The 20,481-nt window shown below is 31.8% G+C and carries 23 protein-coding genes; 18 read left to right on the forward strand and 5 right to left on the reverse strand.

Going from position 1 to position 20,481, the window contains the following annotated elements; translation table 11 throughout:
- Positions 1-32 precede the first annotated feature (32 nt).
- Together V5E38_RS01970 and V5E38_RS01975 are read left to right on the forward strand one after the other, a co-directional pair.
- A complete protein-coding gene (locus V5E38_RS01970) occupies positions 33-602 on the forward strand; it encodes a nucleotidyltransferase domain-containing protein (RefSeq protein WP_499212010.1) in 570 nt (189 codons plus the stop codon).
- 23 nt (positions 603-625) lie between these two features.
- Positions 626-1,129 (forward strand): GNAT family protein, encoded by a 504-nt coding sequence (locus V5E38_RS01975; protein WP_499212011.1) that lies wholly within the window; start codon positions 626-628, stop codon positions 1,127-1,129.
- A gap of 103 nt (positions 1,130-1,232) precedes the next feature.
- On the opposite strand, the gene V5E38_RS01980 is transcribed toward V5E38_RS01975, so the two are convergent.
- Complete coding sequence (locus V5E38_RS01980) at positions 1,233-2,675, reverse strand: flavin monoamine oxidase family protein (RefSeq protein WP_499212012.1); 1,443 nt, start codon at positions 2,673-2,675, stop codon at positions 1,233-1,235.
- A 289-nt stretch (positions 2,676-2,964) separates the two neighbouring features.
- Between V5E38_RS01980 and V5E38_RS01985 the strand changes: the two genes are divergently transcribed.
- Both V5E38_RS01985 and V5E38_RS01990 read left to right on the forward strand, forming a co-directional pair.
- Complete coding sequence (locus V5E38_RS01985; protein WP_499212013.1) at positions 2,965-3,687, forward strand: toast rack family protein; 723 nt, start codon at positions 2,965-2,967, stop codon at positions 3,685-3,687.
- Between the two features lie 49 nt (positions 3,688-3,736).
- Positions 3,737-4,582, forward strand: a complete 846-nt coding sequence (locus V5E38_RS01990; RefSeq protein WP_499212014.1) for a class I SAM-dependent methyltransferase — start codon at positions 3,737-3,739, stop codon at positions 4,580-4,582.
- 51 nt (positions 4,583-4,633) lie between these two features.
- Here V5E38_RS01990 and V5E38_RS01995 read toward each other — a convergent pair whose 3' ends face one another.
- Positions 4,634-4,966, reverse strand: a complete 333-nt coding sequence (locus tag V5E38_RS01995; protein WP_499212015.1) for a hypothetical protein — start codon at positions 4,964-4,966, stop codon at positions 4,634-4,636.
- A 268-nt stretch (positions 4,967-5,234) separates the two neighbouring features.
- Here V5E38_RS01995 and V5E38_RS02000 point away from each other — a divergent pair, with 268 nt between their 5' ends.
- The 6 genes from V5E38_RS02000 to V5E38_RS02025 all read left to right on the forward strand — a co-directional run bounded on the left by V5E38_RS02000 (position 5,235) and on the right by V5E38_RS02025 (position 11,101).
- Complete coding sequence (locus V5E38_RS02000; RefSeq protein ID WP_499212016.1) at positions 5,235-5,924, forward strand: response regulator transcription factor; 690 nt, start codon at positions 5,235-5,237, stop codon at positions 5,922-5,924.
- Entirely contained in the window at positions 5,921-7,378 is a 1,458-nt protein-coding gene (locus V5E38_RS02005; protein ID WP_499212017.1) for a sensor histidine kinase, read from the forward strand. The genes V5E38_RS02000 and V5E38_RS02005 overlap by 4 nt, the downstream gene beginning before the upstream one ends.
- Before the next feature lie 88 nt (positions 7,379-7,466).
- On the forward strand, positions 7,467-8,504 hold the full coding sequence (locus V5E38_RS02010; protein WP_499212018.1) for a hypothetical protein: 1,038 nt from the start codon (positions 7,467-7,469) through the stop codon (positions 8,502-8,504).
- Positions 8,505-8,821: 317 nt separating this feature from the next.
- Complete coding sequence (locus tag V5E38_RS02015; protein ID WP_499212019.1) at positions 8,822-10,018, forward strand: CapA family protein; 1,197 nt, start codon at positions 8,822-8,824, stop codon at positions 10,016-10,018.
- Between the two features lie 196 nt (positions 10,019-10,214).
- Positions 10,215-10,505, forward strand: coding sequence for a hypothetical protein (locus V5E38_RS02020; RefSeq protein ID WP_097973929.1), 291 nt, complete (start codon positions 10,215-10,217; stop codon positions 10,503-10,505).
- 128 nt (positions 10,506-10,633) lie between these two features.
- Positions 10,634-11,101, forward strand: coding sequence for a GNAT family N-acetyltransferase (locus V5E38_RS02025; protein ID WP_499212020.1), 468 nt, complete (start codon positions 10,634-10,636; stop codon positions 11,099-11,101).
- Between the two features lie 45 nt (positions 11,102-11,146).
- On the opposite strand, the gene V5E38_RS02030 is transcribed toward V5E38_RS02025, so the two are convergent.
- Positions 11,147-13,246, reverse strand: a complete 2,100-nt coding sequence (locus V5E38_RS02030; protein ID WP_499212021.1) for a TerD family protein — start codon at positions 13,244-13,246, stop codon at positions 11,147-11,149.
- 399 nt (positions 13,247-13,645) lie between these two features.
- On the opposite strand from V5E38_RS02030, the gene V5E38_RS02035 reads away from it, so the two are divergent.
- The 5 genes from V5E38_RS02035 (at position 13,646) to V5E38_RS02055 (ending at position 16,428) form a co-directional block, all read left to right on the forward strand.
- Positions 13,646-14,071, forward strand: coding sequence for an SRPBCC family protein (locus V5E38_RS02035; protein WP_499212022.1), 426 nt, complete (start codon positions 13,646-13,648; stop codon positions 14,069-14,071).
- Positions 14,071-14,442, forward strand: a complete 372-nt coding sequence (locus tag V5E38_RS02040) for an ArsR/SmtB family transcription factor (protein ID WP_499212023.1) — start codon at positions 14,071-14,073, stop codon at positions 14,440-14,442. The genes V5E38_RS02035 and V5E38_RS02040 overlap by 1 nt, the downstream gene beginning before the upstream one ends.
- Positions 14,443-14,568: 126 nt before the next feature.
- On the forward strand, positions 14,569-15,732 hold the full coding sequence (locus V5E38_RS02045; RefSeq protein ID WP_499212024.1) for an MFS transporter: 1,164 nt from the start codon (positions 14,569-14,571) through the stop codon (positions 15,730-15,732).
- 117 nt (positions 15,733-15,849) lie between these two features.
- Entirely contained in the window at positions 15,850-15,987 is a 138-nt protein-coding gene (locus V5E38_RS02050) for a hypothetical protein (RefSeq protein ID WP_499212025.1), read from the forward strand.
- A 114-nt stretch (positions 15,988-16,101) separates the two neighbouring features.
- Entirely contained in the window at positions 16,102-16,428 is a 327-nt protein-coding gene (locus V5E38_RS02055; RefSeq protein ID WP_499212026.1) for an antibiotic biosynthesis monooxygenase family protein, read from the forward strand.
- A gap of 150 nt (positions 16,429-16,578) precedes the next feature.
- On the opposite strand, the gene V5E38_RS02060 is transcribed toward V5E38_RS02055, so the two are convergent.
- Positions 16,579-16,734: a DUF1540 domain-containing protein gene (locus V5E38_RS02060; protein ID WP_069033300.1), complete on the reverse strand. Its 156-nt coding sequence runs from the start codon at positions 16,732-16,734 to the stop codon at positions 16,579-16,581.
- Between the two features lie 639 nt (positions 16,735-17,373).
- Between V5E38_RS02060 and V5E38_RS02065 the strand changes: the two genes are divergently transcribed.
- Positions 17,374-18,555 carry a hypothetical protein gene (locus V5E38_RS02065; RefSeq protein WP_499212027.1) on the forward strand — a complete coding sequence of 394 codons (1,182 nt, stop codon included), beginning with the start codon at positions 17,374-17,376 and terminating at the stop codon, positions 18,553-18,555.
- 89 nt (positions 18,556-18,644) lie between these two features.
- Here V5E38_RS02065 and V5E38_RS02070 read toward each other — a convergent pair whose 3' ends face one another.
- A complete protein-coding gene (locus tag V5E38_RS02070) occupies positions 18,645-18,980 on the reverse strand; it encodes a hypothetical protein (protein ID WP_069033298.1) in 336 nt (111 codons plus the stop codon).
- A 279-nt stretch (positions 18,981-19,259) separates the two neighbouring features.
- Between V5E38_RS02070 and V5E38_RS02075 the strand changes: the two genes are divergently transcribed.
- Both V5E38_RS02075 and V5E38_RS02080 read left to right on the forward strand, forming a co-directional pair.
- Positions 19,260-19,592 (forward strand): 2Fe-2S iron-sulfur cluster-binding protein, encoded by a 333-nt coding sequence (locus V5E38_RS02075; protein WP_097973915.1) that lies wholly within the window; start codon positions 19,260-19,262, stop codon positions 19,590-19,592.
- Positions 19,593-19,704: 112 nt separating this feature from the next.
- Positions 19,705-20,472 (forward strand): creatininase family protein, encoded by a 768-nt coding sequence (locus V5E38_RS02080; protein ID WP_499212028.1) that lies wholly within the window; start codon positions 19,705-19,707, stop codon positions 20,470-20,472.
- The last annotated feature ends 9 nt before the right edge of the window (positions 20,473-20,481 follow it).

Consider the following 20,481-nt stretch of genomic DNA (forward strand, 5'->3'; position numbering starts at 1 on the left):
TGGTACTTTTTTAATTAGGAGGTAGGAAAGCTATGTCTTTTGAACAATGTTATAAAGTTCATAAACGAATGAAGGATTTTAATAAAGGGTGGTATATAGCTGGTGGATGGGCAATTGACCTTTTCTTAGAAAAACAAACGAGAAACCACAATGATATTGAAATCGCCATTGCGCGTAAGGATCAACTTTATCTGAAAGAATATTTACATAACTGGACGTTTACTAAAGTCATTAAAAGGGAATTATCAACTTGGGAGAATGAATATTTAGAACTACCTATTCATGAAATACATGGCAAAAATGATAAGACAAAAAATGAATTAGAAGTTTTATTAAATGAAATCGAGTTAAATGATTGGAAGTTTAGAAGGGACGAATCGATTACTTGTAAGCTTGACTCATTTTATCGTGTTACAAATGAAGGGATTCCTTATTTGAATCCAGAAATAGTGCTTTTATATAAGGTTAGAAATACAAGAGAAAAGGATCATCAGGACTTTAAAAACGTGAAAGATTATTTGAACCTTTCACAAAAAGCATGGTTACGTGAGGCAATCTTAATTCATCATCCTAATCATGAATGGCTTGAAGATTTAATATAAAAAATTTGTAGGAGTGAGCATAGATGGAAGTATTGATTAGACCAGTAGAAATAAATGATGCTAAGGCACTTCATCGTATATGCACCCAAGAAAATGTTTTTCCTTATATGATATTTTTACCTAGTATGCGAATGGACATGATGGAAAATAGAATTAGAAACTTACAATCAAACGAATTTGAATTTGTCGCAGAATGTAATGGAGATGTAGTAGGGATAGTTGGTTTAGTGCAAAGAACAGGTCGCAGGTCACATGTAGGAGATTTATTTATCGCAACTGATGGAAATCATCATAATAAAGGAATTGGAAAAGCTTTGCTTACGAAAGTATTAGATTTGGCAGATCATTGGTTAATGCTAGAAAGAGTAGAACTAGGAGTATTGGAGACAAATCCTAAGGCACAAGCGTTATACGAAAAGTTTGGGTTTAAGGTCGAGGGAGTTAAGAAGGGGAATATTAAAGCAAATGGCCGTTTTGTTGATGAAATTATGATGTGCCGATTTAGGCCAGGCGGTATTATACAATAATAATAGTTATTAATTGTTGAAATTAGGTTTTGTTTGGGCAAGTTAAACAGATCTTAAAGCGGACCGGGCAGTGATTACCCGGTCTTTCTTACTTTTAAGTAGTTTAGTGTAGGCTATTCACTTCATTAGCAGCCCGTATCCCAGACTCAATGGCACCTTGGATCCAAGCGTGGGAACGAGAAGTATGCTCCCCTGCAAAGTGCAATCTGCCCTCAGGAGAAGAAATATAAGAATTCAGTTCTTCCTCTTGCCCCGGTTCAAAAAATGTAAAGGCCCCAATAGAAAATGGATTTTGACTCCAACTAAAGGACGTTCCAGTTACAAATTCAGAATAAACTTGGTTGCCCCAAATCTTAGACAAGTCCCGTAAAGCATAATGAATGCGCTCTTCTTCAGTTAAGGCACTCAATGTTAGCGCCTCATCTGCCCACGTATAGCTTGCCTTGACAACAGCTGGACCTGAGGTGCCAATTCCAGCACTAGGATAGAGTGAAAGTCTAGTAGGCAAATCGGTTGTAGACATACCACCGAATTGACCATATTTCTCCCAAAATCTACTTTTAAACTCAATGCCAATTTTTGTTGCAGACATGTAGTTTATTTCTCGAATTGCTTTTCGCTTGTAATAAGAAATCGAATGGAATGGTTCAATTTCCACGAATCTTAAAAGTGAAAATGGTATAGCTATAATGGCAAGATCTGCGTTCATAATGTATTGGTTTGCGGTATTATTATCAGTTGTTTGGATTGTTAGGGAATTACCATTTTGAATAATTTTCGTCAGTTTTTGATTTAATAGTATATTATCCTTTAATTGAGGAAGAAACGCTTTTGGTAATAGATCCATTCCTCCTGTTATTTCGTAGAATTTCGTTGCGGATTTAAAAGTGACCTGTTCCCTTAATACTTCTAAAAAGGACATTCCCATAAATGCTTCAAAATCAAGGAGCACCCCAATCATATCGACTGCACCTACTGAAAAGTACGAATTTAAAAAAGAACCAAATGAAATATTACCATACCTTTTTTCGACTATTTCCCAATTAGTTAATGGATTTTGATTAATAAAATTGATAAATGGCTGCAATGCTTGATCCAATAAAACATCTGAAGTTTTTCCTTTTTCGTTTGGTGCGACTGGATAATTTAAGATGTCGGGATTAATTTTATAGTTAACTTGATTCGTTTTTATTCCATTTGCATAAATGATATCGTTTTGGGTTTCATTAATAAATTCATTTACTGGCAAATTGAATTTTCTAATATACTCTAAAGTTAAATGATGGACATTTGGGATTCTTAATGGACCAGCATTTAAATATAACCCATGACTAAACGGAGCACGTAAAGTATAAGCACGACCACCAATTCGATCATTTGCCTCAATGATTGTGACATGGTGTCCTGCATCCTTTAATAATGAAGCTGCCGTCAAACCAGCCATTCCAGCGCCTACGATCATTACTTTTTTTGTGGATTCGCTTTTTCTAAGGCCGTTTTGAATGATTGAAATCATTTGATCAGTTGTTAGTGGAGAACTTGTCATATATTCTCCTCCTTTACAATTCCTTCATAACATTTTATTCACATTCAAGTAAACGTATGTAAATTGATTTGAATTTGAAGGAATAGCTAGTTTCAGTTGGAATTATTCATCTTTTTATAACAATTAAAGGAGAATGCTGTCAAAAAATCTAATAATTATTAATGGATATCTCGTACATTAATTACTTTCATACTTTGGTCGTAGACGGATTGATACTGCAGGATGTTATCTAGATTTTTTAATTTCCATAAAATGTGATTATTAGAAGTTTTTAATTGGAGGTTAAAAAATGAAAAAATTTATTATTTCAGCTTTATTAATGATTACTTCGGTATTCGTTCTTGCTAGTTGTTCAATTTTTAACGATGAAAAGGTAAAAGAAGAAACTGTTTCTATTCATAAAGATCAAGCTAAAAAATTGGATGTTAGTTTAGATTTAGGTGCCGGAGTAATGAACGTTTCTAAAGGTACAAAAAATTGGGTAGACGGAAGGATCGAATATAACAATAAATATTTTAATCCAGATGTATCATATAAGCTTAAAGACTCCACAGGAGAAGTAAGAATTGACCAATCTAAAAAGCATTTTCCAAAAGTGAAAATTGGTAAATTAAAGAATGAATGGAATTTGAAGCTTTCGAATAAAGTTCCGATTGATTTAGATGTTAATACGGGCGCATCAAAAACAAATCTTGATTTACGTGGATTGAATTTAAATGATTTAGAAATCGAGGCTGGAGTCGGAGAGCTAAATGTTAATTTAGGTGGAAGCTGGAATAAAAGCTTCGAAGCAAATATTGAAACAGGGGTTGGGAAAACGACCATCGTGTTACCTTCTGATGTTGGTGTAAAGATCAATCTAAGTAAGGGAATTGGCAAGGTAAATGTAGTTGATTTAATTTCGAAAGGAAATGGTGTTTATGTTAATGAAGCGTACGAAAAAGCTAATGTTAAATTAACAATAAACGTGGATTTAGGTGTAGGAGAGGTAAACTTTAAAGTAGATAAATAATAGTAGAAAAATAGTTTTAAAAAACTTAAATCGCCTTGGGAGGAATTCAATGCTAAAAAATGCAGTTGAATCAGTTATTGATTGTATGGCATCAGGTAAGGGGATGTTTGATATACAAAGAATTCAAACAGAACATCGTTTTAAATTAGTTGAGTTTTGGAATATAGAAAAGGGAAGTAAAGTATTAGAAATAGGCTGTGGTCAAGGAGATACGACTGCCGTTTTAGCATACATGGTCGGGGAAAATGGATTAGTTCATGGAATTGATATCGGCCCACGAACATACGGAAGTCCAATTTCATTAGGAGATTCAGCAGACTTCCTATTACAATCGAATTTAGGTAAACAATTAAAAATGGATTTTGAATTTGACATATTATCACCAACTGTTGATTTTTATGAAAATGAGTTTGATTATATTGTGATGTCTCACTGTTCTTGGTATTTAAAATCACAAGAAGAATTTATTGCTGTCTTAAAAAAGATTAAAAAATGGGGTAAAAAATTATGCTTTGCCGAATGGGATACAAGAATAAGCTCAATTGAGCAGTACCCGCATTTATTATCTATTTTAATTCAGGCTCAGTATGAGTCATTAAAACAAAAAAGTGAATCAAACATTCGCACCCTTTTTACTCCAAGTGATATAAAAAATATCTGTGAAGCTTCAGGGTGGAACATAATGAATGAAACATCTATATTCTCTCCAAAATTACAGGATGCTAGATGGGAGATTAATAAGACTTTAGCTGATATCGATATTGAACTCAATAATATTGAGAATATGCCTAGTAAATTAAATGGACTGATTCGTTCAGAAATAGAAATGCTAGAAGAGTCTGTTACTTCTAATGAAATCAAACCTTTATCGATATTTGCATTTGTAGCGGAATAAAACTTCAAAATCTAAAATGAAAAAGCATCTATATTCTAGATGCTTTTTTTTCTATTGAGGATGATATTTTCTTTGATAAATATATGGGTAACTTGGGTAGTAATACGGATACAAGTATATTGCTGTAACTGAAGAAAGTGGTACTGTGACCTTTTTATATACTCGGTATCTAGGGCGAAAAGTTTCCCCGCCATTTTGTCTTACTTCAAAATAACGCGATTCGGGTGCGGCGAGGTCCTCTGGGACAAGTAAGTCTGCGCTACTCGAATTGTTATCTAATAAAATCCCTTCTAATAAAGCTCTTTCAGAAGTTTGAAACACTACATGGCAGAGTTTATATTTTTTACACTGATCTTGCATATTTCGAATATGGTAACTTTCCATTGAATCCCTCCCATTTGTACTCATTACTAAATGTATGATGTCAGATAAAGGACTAGAATATTGTCCAAACTAATTAAAGAGCAGAACAAAGAAATAAAAAAAGAACAAGATGTTTCCAAGATGTAAATTTTTTGCATTTATAGTAAAAACGTTTAGTAATTCAGTACTGAGCCATCTATAATTTTTCCTAAGGAAAATATTAATAAGCTAAAAATAAAGTTTAAGTAAATAAAAATAAAAACATAAATTATGAATTTAGGTGAGGTAATTGCAAGGGAAAGTATTAATTGTAGATGATGAAAAAAGTATTGTAGATCCATTAACTTACGCATTTCGTAGAGAAGGATTTATCGTAGAAAACGCTTTTAATGGAAAAGAAGCATTAGATAAGATTCCAGATTTTAATCCAGATATTTTAATATCGGATATTATGATGCCTGTAATGAACGGCTTAGACTTATGTAAACAAATAGGAAATAAAGAAGGACTTGGCATTATTTTACTTACAGCTAAGGGTGATATTATTGATCGGGTTTTAGGATTAGAGTTTGGAGCCGACGATTATATAACAAAACCGTTTGATATAAGGGAATTACTAGCTAGAACTAGATCTTTACTCCGAAGACTAAAAAAACAATCAACGCCTGATGAAAAAAAGAGTATTTCAATTAATAAGCTACAAGTAATTCCTGCTCAAAGAAAAGTGACAGTTGATGGAACGAATATAGAATTAACCCCTAAAGAATTCGACCTTCTTGTTTTATTAATTTCAAATATGGATCGAATTTTTAGTAGAGATGAATTATTAGATTTAGTGTGGGGAATGGAGTATATAGGTGGAACGAGAACGGTCGATATTCATATCCAACGTTTACGTAAAAAGCTAGGCAATTCCTATCAACAATTAATTCAAACTGTTTTTGGAGTCGGATATAAAATATCTAGTGAAAATAAATGAAACTGAGTATTAAAGTTAAGTCGAGTTTATTTTTAGCCATTCTATTAATCGGAACTGTCATTGTATTAAGTATATTAGTCTTACAAGGTATCAAACAAAACCAGCAAAATCAAACTGAAGAAACACTTGCTAGGCAAAGTAAATTAGCAAATGTATATGTAAAGCAAGTTTATTTAAGCCAAACATCAGAGAATCCTCAAGATTTTTTCAAACGATATGGTCGGGAAATTGCTAGACAGATTGGGATTATTAGTAGTCTTCATGTCACAATTTTTAATATGTCTGGAAAAGTTGTAGGAGATTCTCTTCCTTTAGAGTCTACTAGAGATGTAGGAGATACCTTAAGTTATGCGTTAAAAGGTAAGATTGCATATCAGGAGAGCGGTGAAACATTATCTTATTTTGCACCTATTTATAATGCTAATAATCAAATTGGAGTTGTTCAGTTCGATTATACATTAATTAATAATCAGAAATTTTATGATAATACAATTAACCTGTTTATTAAAATAGGTTTAGTAACTACAATTCTTAGTTTTATCATAGGTTACTTCTTTTTTAATTCTCTTGTTATGAGTATTTTAAAACTTAGAAAAGTAACGGAGGAAATTCAATTAGGAAACTATCCAGACCGATCTACTTTAAGTCGAAAAGATGAGTTGGGTTATTTAAGCCAAGCAATTTTCTACATGAGTAATGAAATTCAAAATAATATAAAAGGTATTCAACAAGAAAAAGAAAATCTGCAATTAGCTGTTGAAAAGCTTAAAGTTTTAGAAAAACAACAAAAGCAGTTTATCGGATCGATTACACATGAGTTTAAAACCCCACTGACTGTAGTTAGGGCTTATATTGATTTATTAGACATGTATTCGGATGATCCAAAATTATTAGAAGAAGCAATTAGTAATATAGGAAAAGAATCACTTCGTCTTTACGATATGGTTGAAAAAATATTAAAACTAGCAGAACTTGATAAATATGACTTTGAAATTGTAAAAGAAAAAGTCGATGTTTATTCCCTTTTGGAAGATATTTGTTTAAGAATGAAAGGGAAAATGACTAAGTTTGGTTTATCGATCCGTACAAATTTTGATCATGCAACGATTCTTATTGATAAAGAAAGCTTTACATTAATTATTATGAATTTATTAGATAACGCAATTAAATATAATAAAACAAATGGTGAAATAAACGTTTTGAATAGGATTGAAAATAATCGTTTAGTTATTAATATATCAGATACAGGTATTGGTATTTCGTCGGAATTAGTGGATAAAATATTTGAACCATTTTTTACTGTAAATAAAGATCGTTCTCGTCAATCTGGTGGATCGGGTTTAGGGCTTGCTTTAACTAAGGATTTAATTGAAAAGCAAAATGGTACGATTCATGTTGAATCGATAGAAGGTAGCGGATCAAATTTTATCATTACATTTCCGCTAGCGAAGTAAAAGTTTACAAATTGGAAACATGATATGTTAAAAATAGAAACATTCTAAACATATCATAAAATTTGTAAGAATGTAGGAAGGTGATGTGATGTTTAAAAAGTACATGCTTAAAGTATTTTTTCTAGTTAGTACAATACTATTAATATCTGGATGTCAAAGTCAAAATGAAGATATAGTAATTGAAAAAAAACATAAAAAAATTACCGTATTAACAGGGAATGAAGAGGTTGTAACAAACGAGTTAGCCCTTGAGAAAATAGATCGTTATGAGGGTATTCGTGGGACGGATTGGTTGGATGATCATACAATTTTAACTGAACAAAAAAATACAAAATTACCAAAATCAGTAATGACAGATAATGGTGATTATACTTATCACATTAATTTATTCTCATATGATCTAAACACAAACAAATCAAAAGTATTAGCAAGCGAGGAGCATGATCAAGTAGGTGCCGTTATTTCGCCTGATAAAAAGCATATTTTCTATAAACAAACAGAGGATGGAAATTCCGGTACAGGTTTTATTATAAATTCTGACGGAACTGGGAAGGTTAAAGTGTCAGAGCCTGATACTATTTATGCATTTGCGACAGAAGGACGATGGATCGACAAACAGACAATCATTTATTCAACAATATTTCAGCAAATGTATTCGGCTGATCTAAATGGACAAGTAAATAAGATTGATGCTAGCTCTGATAAAGTTAATTTAATAAGAAAAAAATACAACGAGCAAAAAGTTGAATGGGTTATTCCATCACCAAATCAAAAGCAATTCGCTATTGTTAGAAAAATTGCAGCCACGAAAAGAGAGTTGTTCATTACCGATGAAAATGGAAGAAAAACCGTATCTTTAGCTACGGGAACTCAAATTTTCGGTGCAGGTTGGTCGCCAAACTCTAAAACATTAGCTTTTTCCGTAATTTCGGAAGATAAGGGAGAAAGAGGATTATTCGTGATCGATGTCAAATCTAGAAAGATAACACAATTATCGACTGATTTAGACGAGATTGCTGGGCCAATTACTTGGAGTCCATCCGGTAAAAAAATATTGGTTTCTAAAGTGATGTTAAAAGAAAATCAAAATGAATTTGTGGCATATGTTTTAACATTGAAAAGTTAAGAAACGAAATAGTTTCTTCTATAAGAAAGTGAGGGGAAAGTTCACTTTCTCTTTTTTCTCTTGAGTAGGTATAAATTAGCAGCGAGGAGGCGTGGTCACCAATTTTAGGACTAAAGTATAAGTTCAACTACGTCTCTGCCTTCGCTTAGTCTCGTCAGTCGACGAGTATTCTTTATCAATATTTTGAGCGAAAATCTTTGTCTAAATGTGGTAGGGGAGGTTCAGGCATCCGTACTAAAAAGAAATAGATTTTTTTACTTCACTAATAATCGAAAATATATTTCTAGCAAAGATATAAAAAGGAGAAATAAAAACATATGAGGAGTCGGAAGGATAAAGATACTGAAAAAAGAAATAGTAAAAAAATATTTATATGGATTATGATATTAGTTCTATTTGGCTGTATATCAGGATTTAGTTATTTTGTTTATAAGAAAGTTTATGAAGAAAGCAATTTAGTAAAAAACGAGACGACTAAAAATAAAGTAGTAGATAAACCAAAATCGATTAAAAAGCCAGCTATAAAGCCACCAGTTCAAAAGCCAGAAAATAACAATACGGCAAAACCAGAAAACATAGAAACGACTATAAAAATTAGCGCAGCTGGCGATTTTACACTTGGATCAGATGAGGATTTTCAATATATTAATTCTTTTCCAGCAGAAGCAAATAAAAATGGATTAGCTTATTTTACAAAAGGGCTAAATAATATCTTTAAACAAGATGATTTATCTACTGTTAATTTAGAAACGACGTTAACAAATGCAAAGATAAGAGCAACTAAAACATTTCGCTTTAAAGGGAACCCTTCTTATGCAAAAATATTAACTTTAAGTGGTATTGAAGCGGTCAATTTAGCTAACAACCATAGTCATGATTATTTGCAAAAAGGTTTTGAAGATACGATTAACAATTTAAAAAAAGAAAAGATAGGTTATTTTGGCTATAACGACCAATATGTAACAACGATTAAAGGTGTTAAGGTTGCTGCACTAGGTTATGAAGGCTGGAATGATTCACCTGAAATAAGGATTAAAATTAATAATGATATACAAAGTTTAAGAAAAAGTGGCGTGAAAATTATTCTAATCCATTTCCATTGGGGGATCGAACGAGATTATGTACCGAATAGTACACAAAAGAATTTAGCCCATTATGCAATCGACCATGGAGCGGATTTAATAGTTGGCCATCACCCACATGTTGTTCAAGGAATTGAAGAGTATAAAGGGAAATTTATCGTATATAGTTTAGGGAATTTTATGTTCGGAGGAAATAAAAATCCAAAAGATAAAGATACATTTGTTTTCCAACAAACTTTTCATCTAAATAATGGAATACTCACAGATCAAAAAGAAATAAGAGTTGTACCATTTTCAATTTCTTCAGTTTCTAGCCGAAACAATTATCAACCATTATTTTTAAAAGGCTCTGAAGAACAAAGAGTTAAGAAAAAAATAATCGATGTTTCAAATAAGATTCATGGATCTAGTTGGACTCAATATGAAAAATAAACAGACAAAATAGAGCAATCCTTAAAAAGGGTTGCTTTTTTTAATACGATATACTTTTAGAAATAATGTTATAGGTACAAGTCCTTATTTAAAAGGATAATGCTATTTTTTGGAAGGATTTTCTTCTTTTATAACGAATCAAAAGAATAACCTAATAGTAAGTTGATTGCCAAATAAAATTTAGGAGGAATAAGAAATGAATCTACAGTTTATTGAATTCCTTAGTATTATTTTCGTATCCTTGATTTTATCTGTGTGGGTAGAGGTTAAAATGCAAAATAAAACACACAATGTTTTAGCTACAATGTCGATTGCATTTAATATTAACCTATTCATCTTAGGCATTGCGAGTATTTGGTGGATCCTTAATTCTAGTGATAATGCAAGCCTGCTTTTGGGTATTCAGTTATTATTAGCAGCATTTTTTGGAATTTTATTAATTAACATTGGAGTATTCTTCTTTGTTAGAAATAGGGTAGTTTCGTAAAATTTATTATGCTCGATCAGGTAGTTAAGTTTAGATAGACTTTAATTTAAATCTAGCATTACTCTATTTTAAATGAGTAATGCTTTTTATTTTTGAAGTTTTAACAAGGAGAAAGATGAGGAGAAATCATGGAATTATACATTAGTTATATGACAGAGTCTTACGCTACAGAAATTCTTAATTGGAGCTATGCTCCCCCTTACGATTTTTATAATAATGAATTGTCTCAAGAAGGACTAGATGAACTAGTAAATAATCAGTATTTAGCAGTTATTGACCAAAATGAGAAATTAATTGGCTTTTATTGTATTGGTCAGTCAGCTCAAGTACCAAAAGGGAACGAGTTTGATGTATATGAAAAAAGGATGGTTGATATTGGATTAGGAGTTAGACCAGATCTAACAGGGAAAGGATTTGGGAGTGAATTTTTCAAGTTTATTCTTGAAAGAATTCATGAAACGACTAATCTTTTTACACTCAGATTAACAGTTGCTAAGTTTAATAAAAGAGCAATTAGACTTTATGAAAATTTTGGATTTAAAGAGGAAAATGAGTTTTGTTCTGAGCGTGCTGGATTTATAACGATGGTAAGATGAAACTAAATATCCCCCAGATTTTATTTAACTGTCTGGGGGATAGCTTTAGCTCATAAACTCACTTACTATTAAATCATAACGGTATGGAGTAACTTCTTCATTGAATGAAAATACTGTATCTGCTTCATCTTTGTTCGTAACATGCTCGCCACGGGCAACTGCATGTAACTCTAATAGTTCATAAAGAGAAATACTATTCTTTTCAGTCATAGCTTCAGTTAGTATTGCTAAACTATTCGAATTACTTTTTGCGTTGTTATAGTATTCAATATTGTCTAGTAAACCTAAATCACACCAAATAACTTTCTGTTCGAAAGTATCAAAAATTAGTGGAATACTAATTTTTTGATCATTTGCTAGATCGAAGCGATCCATTACAGTACTAGGCTCAAAGACCTTGCCAGACTTGAAATCATCTCTTAGCATCCAGCCAGCAAAACAACTAGGTAAATTACAAAATGAATGATCTGAAAAACTATTTACACTTAATACAACATAACGAATCCCATTATTTTTAAGTGTAGGAATATGGCAGTCTATGAACTCACTAGCCCCTTTAGGAGCACTTGTGAAATCACCACTGTGATAACATTTAAGCTGTTTACTTTTTAGTTCATAGTAAGAGATATCACTTATATAATTAAAATTATCATCGTAAAATACTGCACTTAAATCAATATCAACATTTCCTGTATGTACTCCATTTACATCTCCTTCTTTCCAATAAAGAAAGAATCTAATAATATCACCTTCACCAATCTGAATAGTTGAACCTCGAGGTATTGTTCTAAGCGACTTACTTGCCGAGCGCAATCCAGTAGGTAATGTAAAGTTACGATAGGACTCATCGATCCATACCTTGCCAAGAGATTCTTTAACAGAAAAACGTACGGACAAAGTTTTTTTAATAAGATTTAAAACAGCATCAATTATAACTTCGCTAAGTTTTGTTATTTTATTTTCAATTGCATAGAGTTTCGCAATATTTCCTTTAGGAAAAAAGGTGCGAATTCTTCTCTCATCATTACGTTTATTAAAATGATTCCATAGACTCAATAAAACCGGAGTTGAAACATCTTTACAAACGTTTGAAAACTGTGAAACAATATATTGCTGATCATTTTCTTCAGTAAATGAACGTAAAACAAAATCTAGTTTTCTAGCAAACTCACCAGGACGTTTTATTAATTCACTTGTTAAATTAGTGAGATTCTTTTCACTTAAGTATTTAGTAATTTTACTTTGGTATGTGCTTACTTGCTTTTTGTTTCTAAGGATATTGAATAAATTTTCAGCATGAGGAAAACGCTTTGAATATTCACCAGGATGTAGTTTTTCTCCAATTCTTATCCATACGTTTCGTCTTTTAACCATTTCTTCAATTGCATGAGGGATTTCATTTAATAATGAAAGTACGAATTTACGCTCTTTTCTACTAAATGATTTAAATTTTGTATTCATGCTTAAAGAAGGATCACCATCACTTAATGCAACACAAAAGCGTAAAATATCTGTTGCCGTTTTTAAATAATTTCCGATTTCATTTTCACTTATTTTTTTAGATTGATACAAAAGTTTTAGGACTATAACCATTTTTTCTTTTGACAAAAATAGTTCTGGAAGTAAGTTTAATGGTTTATTTTGAGCTAGGAGTACAAATTGAATATCCTCAATGTCTTGGGCTTTAAAAGAACCAGTACTATCAATTAATCTTTTAATAATTTGAATTAGATCATCTTGTTTTGCAAGATTAATTATTTTTAGATTTTTTTTATTTCTAAGCGGTGGTCGTTTTTGAATTAGAGTAAGAGGCTGAACATCAAATATATAATACAATAAGCTATTGATATATAATTCCGCTTCATCAATTTTCATTACGTCATTAGGAAAGTTTTTGTAAAAAGGAATATGGTCAACATTATAGCCTAATTCATTCGTAATCGTTCCCTTGAAATCTATAAACCAAGCTATAAATTCTTGATCGTTCCATGTTTGTAAAATTTCAATAAGCTCAAGTGAAAAAGTATAACCGAACGCTTCTAGTTGCTTCAAGGCTGTTGCAAGTAATGGTTTTGGGAGGTTGTTTTCTTGTTTTTCGATATAGAGGGAATTTTTTCTTCGGAAAAGGATGTTTGTTTGATTCATGTATAGCCTCCAAATTTTATAATAAAAAAACGAGGAAATTATTGAATCTAGAAAAAGTACTTAGAGTACAAACCTAATAGAAGGAAGATTCAATATAGCCTCGTAACCTTATCAATTCTGATAAGGAATACAGGAAAGAGACCCGCTAGACGCTCTAATCAGTGAATGTAGAAGGAAGCTGAGTCATAGCCTGTTTTATTAGTTTAGTATGTATGAAAGCGTTTTGCAACAGATAACATAGTCTTGTTGATGAATGTAAGGTATTTTTTCGATTTATAATAATTTAATTACTCGAGGTAAAAATAAGTACGTAAAATTAAATTGACATGAAACCAAACGGTTGTATATAATTTCAAATATAACCAAAAGGTTTTATATTAACTAGAAAGAAGGATTGAAATGGGCGTACAAAACCAAGTTGAAGATATTAAACAAACTCTTATATATAATGCACCTATTCAAAAAGTTTGGGAAGTCGTATCAACATCGGAAGGTATATCTGCATGGTTCATGCCAAATGATTTTAAACCAGTCGTAGGTCACGTTTTTCATTTGCAAGGTCCATTCGGTCCATCACCTTGTAAAGTTTTAGAAATTGATGAACCAAATCGAGTATCATTTACTTGGGATGTTGATGGATGGGTAGTATCATTTAATTTAAAAGATTTAGGGGATCAAACTGAATTTACGTTAATCCATAGTGGATGGAAAACTGCTGATGAAATTCTTCCAAAACCAAACCAAAAAAGTGGTATAGTACGCGACAATATGAATGGTGGTTGGACTGGTATTGTTCAGAAGCTTAAAAAGGTTGTTGAAAACTAGTGTCCAGTTCTGCACAAAAATATGACGTATTTCAAGCGATCGCCGATCCTACTAGAAGAGAAGTACTTAAATTATTAGCTAATAATGAATTGCCGATTTCAGAGATATCAAGTAATTTTCCAATGAGTCGAACAGCAATTGCAAAACATCTCTATATCCTTTCAGAAGCTGAATTAATTAGTGGAAGAAAAGTTGGCAGAGAAAAAAGATATAAACTACAACCAGAAGCATTTTTAGAGATTAAACAATGGTTATCATATTACGAGCAATTTTGGGCAAATAAATTATCCATTTTACAACATCTAGTTGAAAATAAAGAAGATCAAAGTATAAAACTAGTTAAATCAAATATAGACAATAATGAAGAGTAATTTCAAAACGAATCTAAAGTAGGTTCGTTTTTTTTTGCATAGACATTTTTAGTTATATCTATATAATAAACTAATGTGGCAAAAAATTATTATGAATGAATAGGATCATACTTGAGGAGTTAAGCAATGCATAAAAGTATATATATTTTAGCTATTGCAACATTTGTAGCAGGAACTGTTGAGTTTATTATTACTGGTTTACTGTCAATGATTGCAGGGGATTTACATGTTTCAGTTGGTGCGGTTGGTCAACTAGTTTCAATTTTTTCAGTAGTATTTGCTTTTGGGGCTCCTATTTTTATAGCGATCACTTCAAAAATAGAACGTAAAAAATTACTATTAATTGCATTAGCAGTATTTTTCTTAGGAAATATTCTTTCCATTATTAGTCCGAATTTCGCTGTATTATTAATCGCACGTATTATACTTGCAGCAAGTTGCTCAGTTGTAATAGTTGTTTCAATAACGACCGCAACAAACATCGTTTCGCCTGAAATAAGAGGTAGAGCAATTGGCGTTATTTTTATGGGGATCAGTTCATCTCTAGTTTTTGGTGTCCCTTTGGGTACAGTAATTGGAGAAAACTTCGGTTGGAGAATGACATTTGTTTTAGTTGGTTTATTAAGCTTATTGGCTATGCTAGGGGTTTATAAATTTTTACCAAAAGTTAAAGGTCAGCCTACAATCCCATTGATTAAACAAGTAGCAACACTAAAAAATAAACGTATTTTATCGATTCAACTAATTTCTTTTTTACAATTAACAGGACATTTTACAATTTATACTTACTTTACACCATACTTAATGAAAACGATGGGATTATCTACTAATATGATCAGTATTGTTTTACTAGTATTTGGTATGGCAGGAATTTTAGGCGGATGGTTAGGTGGTTGGTCTACTGATAAATTTGGTGGAAGTAAAACATTAGTGTTTAATTTAGGGTTATTAGCTATTTCTATTTTAACTTTAACATTCGCTCCTAGTTCGATTATTAGTTTATTTATTATAGTTGTTCTTTGGGGAACTGTATCTTGGTCAATTAGTCCAGCAGTTCAAGATAGTCTAGCGAGGGTGGCAAAAGATTCGGCTGATATTCAAGTTGGATTAAATAACTCTTTTTCTCATACAGGAATCGCTTTAGGTTCAAGTTTAGGTGGGATTCTAATTACTCAATATGCAGTAACAATGAACGCATTTGTAGGAGGAATTATTGTTATTTTTGCTTTACTTTCTGCGATTTATTCTTTTGTTTTAACAAATAAAGTGAATGAGACTAAATTAATATAAAAAAATGAAACGATGCGTTTTTTATTGCATCGTTTTTATTATTTATTTTCCAGAATTGGATATTCTAATAATGAAGTTTTATAGAACAAAACTAATATTAATTAGAAGGTGATTTTAATGGAAAATAAACCTGTACATTATGATGGTAGCGGAATTAATGAAGAAACAATAGAACAAAATTACCAACAAAAGGATTTTCAAGTAACAGAAGAAATGAGAAATAACATAAGTGGAAATCCTTATATTTTTGAGTAATATTTGAAAGCGATACATTGAGTATCGCTTTTTTTTTTATTTACATTTTTTGAATTTGTCTATATTAATTAACTCTTTCATCAAATATGATTAATAGAAGAAGGAGTGGGAAAAATGAGTTCATTTGCAAAAACGCCAAATCCTCCATATTATGCTGTGCTTTTTTGTTCTAAAAGAACGGATGGGGATAATGGGTATAGTAAGATGTCTGAAAAAATGCTTGAATTAGCATCGAGTCAACCAGGATTCCTAGGAGTTGAAAGCGCTCGAGATCTTGAGATGGGGATAACGGTGTCATATTGGGAGTCATTGGATGCAATTAAGAAATGGAAAGAGCACGCGACCCACAAAGTTGCTCAAGAACGTGGAAAAAAAGACTGGTATGAATCCTTCGCATTAAGAGTGTGTAAAGTTGAAAGGGATAATTTTTTTGATATGTAGCATTAAATAAGGATTAAATTGAAATAGATCCAAGATCGAGATGTAAATAATATAAAATAATTGGAATAAATTTGAATGAAAATGATAGTTATTATCAATACTATAAAATAAGAAAGGGCAACCTTCTAATTAGGTTACCCTTTGAGACAATTACATTCCAGCTTCAAATGTTTTACAATCTGTTTCAGCATTGTTTTTAGCTTGTTTCCCTTTATGGCTCACAACATAAATGGAATCAGCACTACATTTGTTTCCAGAAGCCCAAAATTTACAGTTATCAACTTCGCAAAGTACATCTTTTGCCATTATAAGACACCTCCCTTAATTTTATCATTTACATTAATAAGGGGATTGATACATCCATATCTCTTTTTTTAATGTAAATTAATTCAAGTGAGAAGTTCTTAAAAGGCAATTTAAAAACCTTATCGAAAATGCGGTAAGGTTTTTAAAATTGTGCACTCATTTAACTTGGTTAAACATAATGGAAATTGAATATAATAACATTTAAAACTAGATAAAGATTGTGCTTATTTAATTTTATAAAGTTTAAAGGAACTTAAAAAGAAATAACTTATTAAAGTCAAAGCTCAACATGTATTCACCTCTAACTTATACCGATCATTTCAGTGAAAAACAGAAAAATATAAAATTGTATACCAAAACAAGGTATTTATGGTATAATTTCTTGTAAAATAGACTAATTAATATCTTTTGGTATACCAAGGTTGAAGAGAGGAAGGTGATACAATGTTGAAGTATGTGTTTGGATTAGTAATTATTTTATATTTATCTTCTTCCTTGTTTCATTGGGATTTACAATTTATTATTTCTTCTTTATGTGCCTTTATTGTTCTTTATACGATGTTTACAGTTAAATCGCTCGTTAGAACAATAGGGAGTATTTTTTTACTTATAGGATGTATTCTTCTTTGGAGAAGCAATATGAGTATAAAAGAATATATCCTTTCATTCGGTCCAATGCTTGATTTACTTACTATGTTTGCAGTCATTCCAATATTAGGTTTTCCAGTTAAACTGGGAGGATATGCAAAGGGTATTCAAACGATCATACAGAAGAAAGTAAACACATCTGGCCAGTTGTACATAATGACATCAGGAATATCCTACTTTTTAAGTATGTTTATGAACTTGGCAACTCTACCAATGACTTACTATTCTATTCAACCATCCTTAAGTCTTTTTTCTATAAAAAAAGAAGAGCGTTTTATGAGTCGAGCTATTACACATGGATTTGCGATGCCTCTACTATGGGCTCCAATTACACCAATCGTAGGAATCGTAATTGGCGTAACTGGGGTAAGATGGATATCTATTTTGCCATATGTATTACCGTTAAGTATATTGGGGATTGTGTTAGATTGGGTATTGGCGTCAAGGAATTCACGGAAAAGTGTTACGAAAGGACATAGAAATGATTTAGCAAAAGATGAAACTGCTGCTTCACTAGAAGGTGTAGCTCCTCAAAGAAAAGTTTTTCATATTTTCATAGCTATTATTCTATTCAATCTCATCATTTCATTTGCAGAACATCTTTTTTCGTATTCTTTTGTGATTATCGTATCGATTCTAGTAATTCCGTTTGCTCTTGGGTGGTCTGTTCTCATTAAGCAACAAAAAGCATTTTTACATAATTTAAAGGAATATTTTCATTCCTATTCCTTTAAAATGAAAGATCAATTTTTTATCTTTTTGTCAGCTGGTTTTTTTATTTCCGTTGTAAAAGGTACAAATTTAAATGAAACGGTCAATATAGCAGTCACTCATTTTAAAGATATTGTAGGTCCAGAGGTATTTTTAATTCTATTACCATTAATTCCGTTAGCATTTGCGTTTACAGGGCTACATCCTGCAGTAACCTTGACGTTAATGGCTGAAGCGCTTGATCCACAAAGCTTAGGTATTTCACCTTATATTTTAACGGTGTCTTTACTAGCCGGAGCGATTTCTGCGTTTTTAGTAGGGCCATATAATGCAACAATTGGATTAATGTCGAGCATCGTTAAAGAAAGCTCCTTTAAAGTATCGAATTGGAATATTCCTTATACAATTAGTTATTTACTCATTGTAATGATTTATTTGTTTGGTTTAGAGTGGCTTATTTAGTGGGATTTTATGGACAACATTATGATAGTTGTCTTTTTTTATATGTAAAATTAAGAAATAGCACTGGATCAGTGCTATTTCTATGTAATCTATACAGTTAGTACGTCTGACTTCACTAATTTGGAATGCTGTGAGTCCTCGCTGTTTCCTTGAGCTTTTACTATTTCGTATAACTCTTCTAGTGCTGCTTCAATCGTTTCAAATGTCTCAAAGAACTTTACGCGAATATCATTCACGTATTCTTTTCCTTCATACTTTTCGTAAAGTTTAATTTTAATATTGTCGTCCAACACTTCGGCAATTGTATATTTAGCTTTTAGCTCGTTAAAAAAATAAAAGTGATATGTTTCGATTGCCTTTAATCCTTCGTTATCTACAATAGTTTGAAACGTGTCTTTATTCGTCAAAACAATATACTTACCCATCTTTGCACACTCCTCATCTAATTATGTAGTATTGAGCATAAGGTATTTTGTATACCAAATTTCTATTCATAGTGTAATACAGAAAAAAATATTAATCAATATAATTTTCTGAATTTTTAATAAAAACAATAAACGTTTTTAAGAAAGTTTGTTTGAATGGACATGGCCATTTATGTTAAAGATTTCCAAATAAATAATAGTATTTACTTTCTAAAAAATTCGAATTATAATCAGAGTAAATTTTTGAAATTTTAAGAAAATTAAATTGGAGGGATACATATGCCAAAAGTACGCTTGCATGTAGAAGGAGAAATTATTGAGCAAGAAGTGCGTGATCACGCGAATTTAGTAGTGTTGGCAGGCATCCGTCAATTCCCAAAACTGAAATACGGGTGCGGGATGGGTAAATGTACAAAATGTGCATGTAGAGTGCTAGAAGGAGCAGAAAAGCTTGATCCGCCAAACTGGAAAGAGCAAAAAATGCTAGGTGAAAAGGTTGAAGAAGGCATTCGATTATGCTGTCAGTTAACGATCAAAGATGATATTGTCATTTCACAAGAAAATATAAACGCCCCAATACCGAAAATTGCAAAGACAGTAAATGCACAGTAATTTTTTTGCATCATCTAGGTATACAAAATACCTCTTTAATTTAAATGTTGAATTCATAGGACGAAAGTAGAAGGTTTTGAAAGCGGATACAACAATGAAAGGGGGTGAAAATATGAAAGCCTATTTGTTAACTGAGATGACTTGGGAAGAAGTAAAGGATGCACTACATACTGTAAAACTAGCAATAATTCCAATCGGTGCACACGAACAGCATGGCCCTCACATGGTTGAAAGCTGTGATGCTGTACTAGCTGAGAAAATGGCTGAGAAATTAGCTGAAAAAATGTATCCTCATGTAATTGTGACACCTACTGTCAATATGGGAGTCTCGCACCATCATTTGAACTTCCCAGGAACCATTTCATTGCAACCTACTACGCTTATAGCAATTTTAAAAGATATGATTATATCTCTTAAACATCATGGTATTCAAAAATTTTTATTATTAAACTCTCACGGTGGCAATCAGTCAACTTTAAATGTTGCTTGCACCATGTTGTCAGAAGAGCTAGGTACAGAAATCTATTATGCTAAAACGACGGCATCTGCCAAACTTTCAATCTCAGAATCTATTCACTCGCCATTGTTCGGTCACAGCTGTGAACGAGAAGTGTCAGAAGCACTTTACTTGGCTCCTCACTTAATTAGACCAAATAAAATTACTAAAGGAAGCATCCAAAACGAAGGTAGATGGAAGCAACTACGACCTGGTAAAGCTATTCAAGGGTTTTATCGATATGAAGAGATGACGACTAATGGTTGCATTGGGGATGCAACGAAAGCAAGTTTCGAAATTGGGGAAAAGATTGTAGGTGAAGCACTCGAAAACCTTTCAAACGAACTCCAAAAGCTTTTACATCTAGAAGAATGTAAGTTGTAAGTACCTATA

Source organism: Rossellomorea sp. GAMAL-10_SWC, from assembly GCF_049568075.1.
Lineage (GTDB): Bacteria > Bacillota > Bacilli > Bacillales > Bacillaceae_G > Gottfriedia.

Coding starts and splice junctions, on each gene's coding strand:
- V5E38_RS01970 (WP_499212010.1), top strand. CDS start 33: ATGTCTTTTGAACAATGTTATAAAGTTCATAAACGAATGAAGGATTTT.
- V5E38_RS01975 (WP_499212011.1), top strand. CDS start 626: ATGGAAGTATTGATTAGACCAGTAGAAATAAATGATGCTAAGGCACTT.
- V5E38_RS01980 (WP_499212012.1), bottom strand. CDS start 2,675: ATGACAAGTTCTCCACTAACAACTGATCAAATGATTTCAATCATTCAA.
- V5E38_RS01985 (WP_499212013.1), top strand. CDS start 2,965: ATGAAAAAATTTATTATTTCAGCTTTATTAATGATTACTTCGGTATTC.
- V5E38_RS01990 (WP_499212014.1), top strand. CDS start 3,737: ATGCTAAAAAATGCAGTTGAATCAGTTATTGATTGTATGGCATCAGGT.
- V5E38_RS01995 (WP_499212015.1), bottom strand. CDS start 4,966: ATGGAAAGTTACCATATTCGAAATATGCAAGATCAGTGTAAAAAATAT.
- V5E38_RS02005 (WP_499212017.1), top strand. CDS start 5,921: ATGAAACTGAGTATTAAAGTTAAGTCGAGTTTATTTTTAGCCATTCTA.
- V5E38_RS02010 (WP_499212018.1), top strand. CDS start 7,467: ATGTTTAAAAAGTACATGCTTAAAGTATTTTTTCTAGTTAGTACAATA.
- V5E38_RS02015 (WP_499212019.1), top strand. CDS start 8,822: ATGAGGAGTCGGAAGGATAAAGATACTGAAAAAAGAAATAGTAAAAAA.
- V5E38_RS02020 (WP_097973929.1), top strand. CDS start 10,215: ATGAATCTACAGTTTATTGAATTCCTTAGTATTATTTTCGTATCCTTG.
- V5E38_RS02025 (WP_499212020.1), top strand. CDS start 10,634: ATGGAATTATACATTAGTTATATGACAGAGTCTTACGCTACAGAAATT.
- V5E38_RS02030 (WP_499212021.1), bottom strand. CDS start 13,246: ATGAATCAAACAAACATCCTTTTCCGAAGAAAAAATTCCCTCTATATC.
- V5E38_RS02035 (WP_499212022.1), top strand. CDS start 13,646: ATGGGCGTACAAAACCAAGTTGAAGATATTAAACAAACTCTTATATAT.
- V5E38_RS02045 (WP_499212024.1), top strand. CDS start 14,569: ATGCATAAAAGTATATATATTTTAGCTATTGCAACATTTGTAGCAGGA.
- V5E38_RS02050 (WP_499212025.1), top strand. CDS start 15,850: ATGGAAAATAAACCTGTACATTATGATGGTAGCGGAATTAATGAAGAA.
- V5E38_RS02055 (WP_499212026.1), top strand. CDS start 16,102: ATGAGTTCATTTGCAAAAACGCCAAATCCTCCATATTATGCTGTGCTT.
- V5E38_RS02060 (WP_069033300.1), bottom strand. CDS start 16,734: ATGGCAAAAGATGTACTTTGCGAAGTTGATAACTGTAAATTTTGGGCT.
- V5E38_RS02065 (WP_499212027.1), top strand. CDS start 17,374: ATGAGTATAAAAGAATATATCCTTTCATTCGGTCCAATGCTTGATTTA.
- V5E38_RS02070 (WP_069033298.1), bottom strand. CDS start 18,980: ATGGGTAAGTATATTGTTTTGACGAATAAAGACACGTTTCAAACTATT.
- V5E38_RS02075 (WP_097973915.1), top strand. CDS start 19,260: ATGCCAAAAGTACGCTTGCATGTAGAAGGAGAAATTATTGAGCAAGAA.
- V5E38_RS02080 (WP_499212028.1), top strand. CDS start 19,705: ATGAAAGCCTATTTGTTAACTGAGATGACTTGGGAAGAAGTAAAGGAT.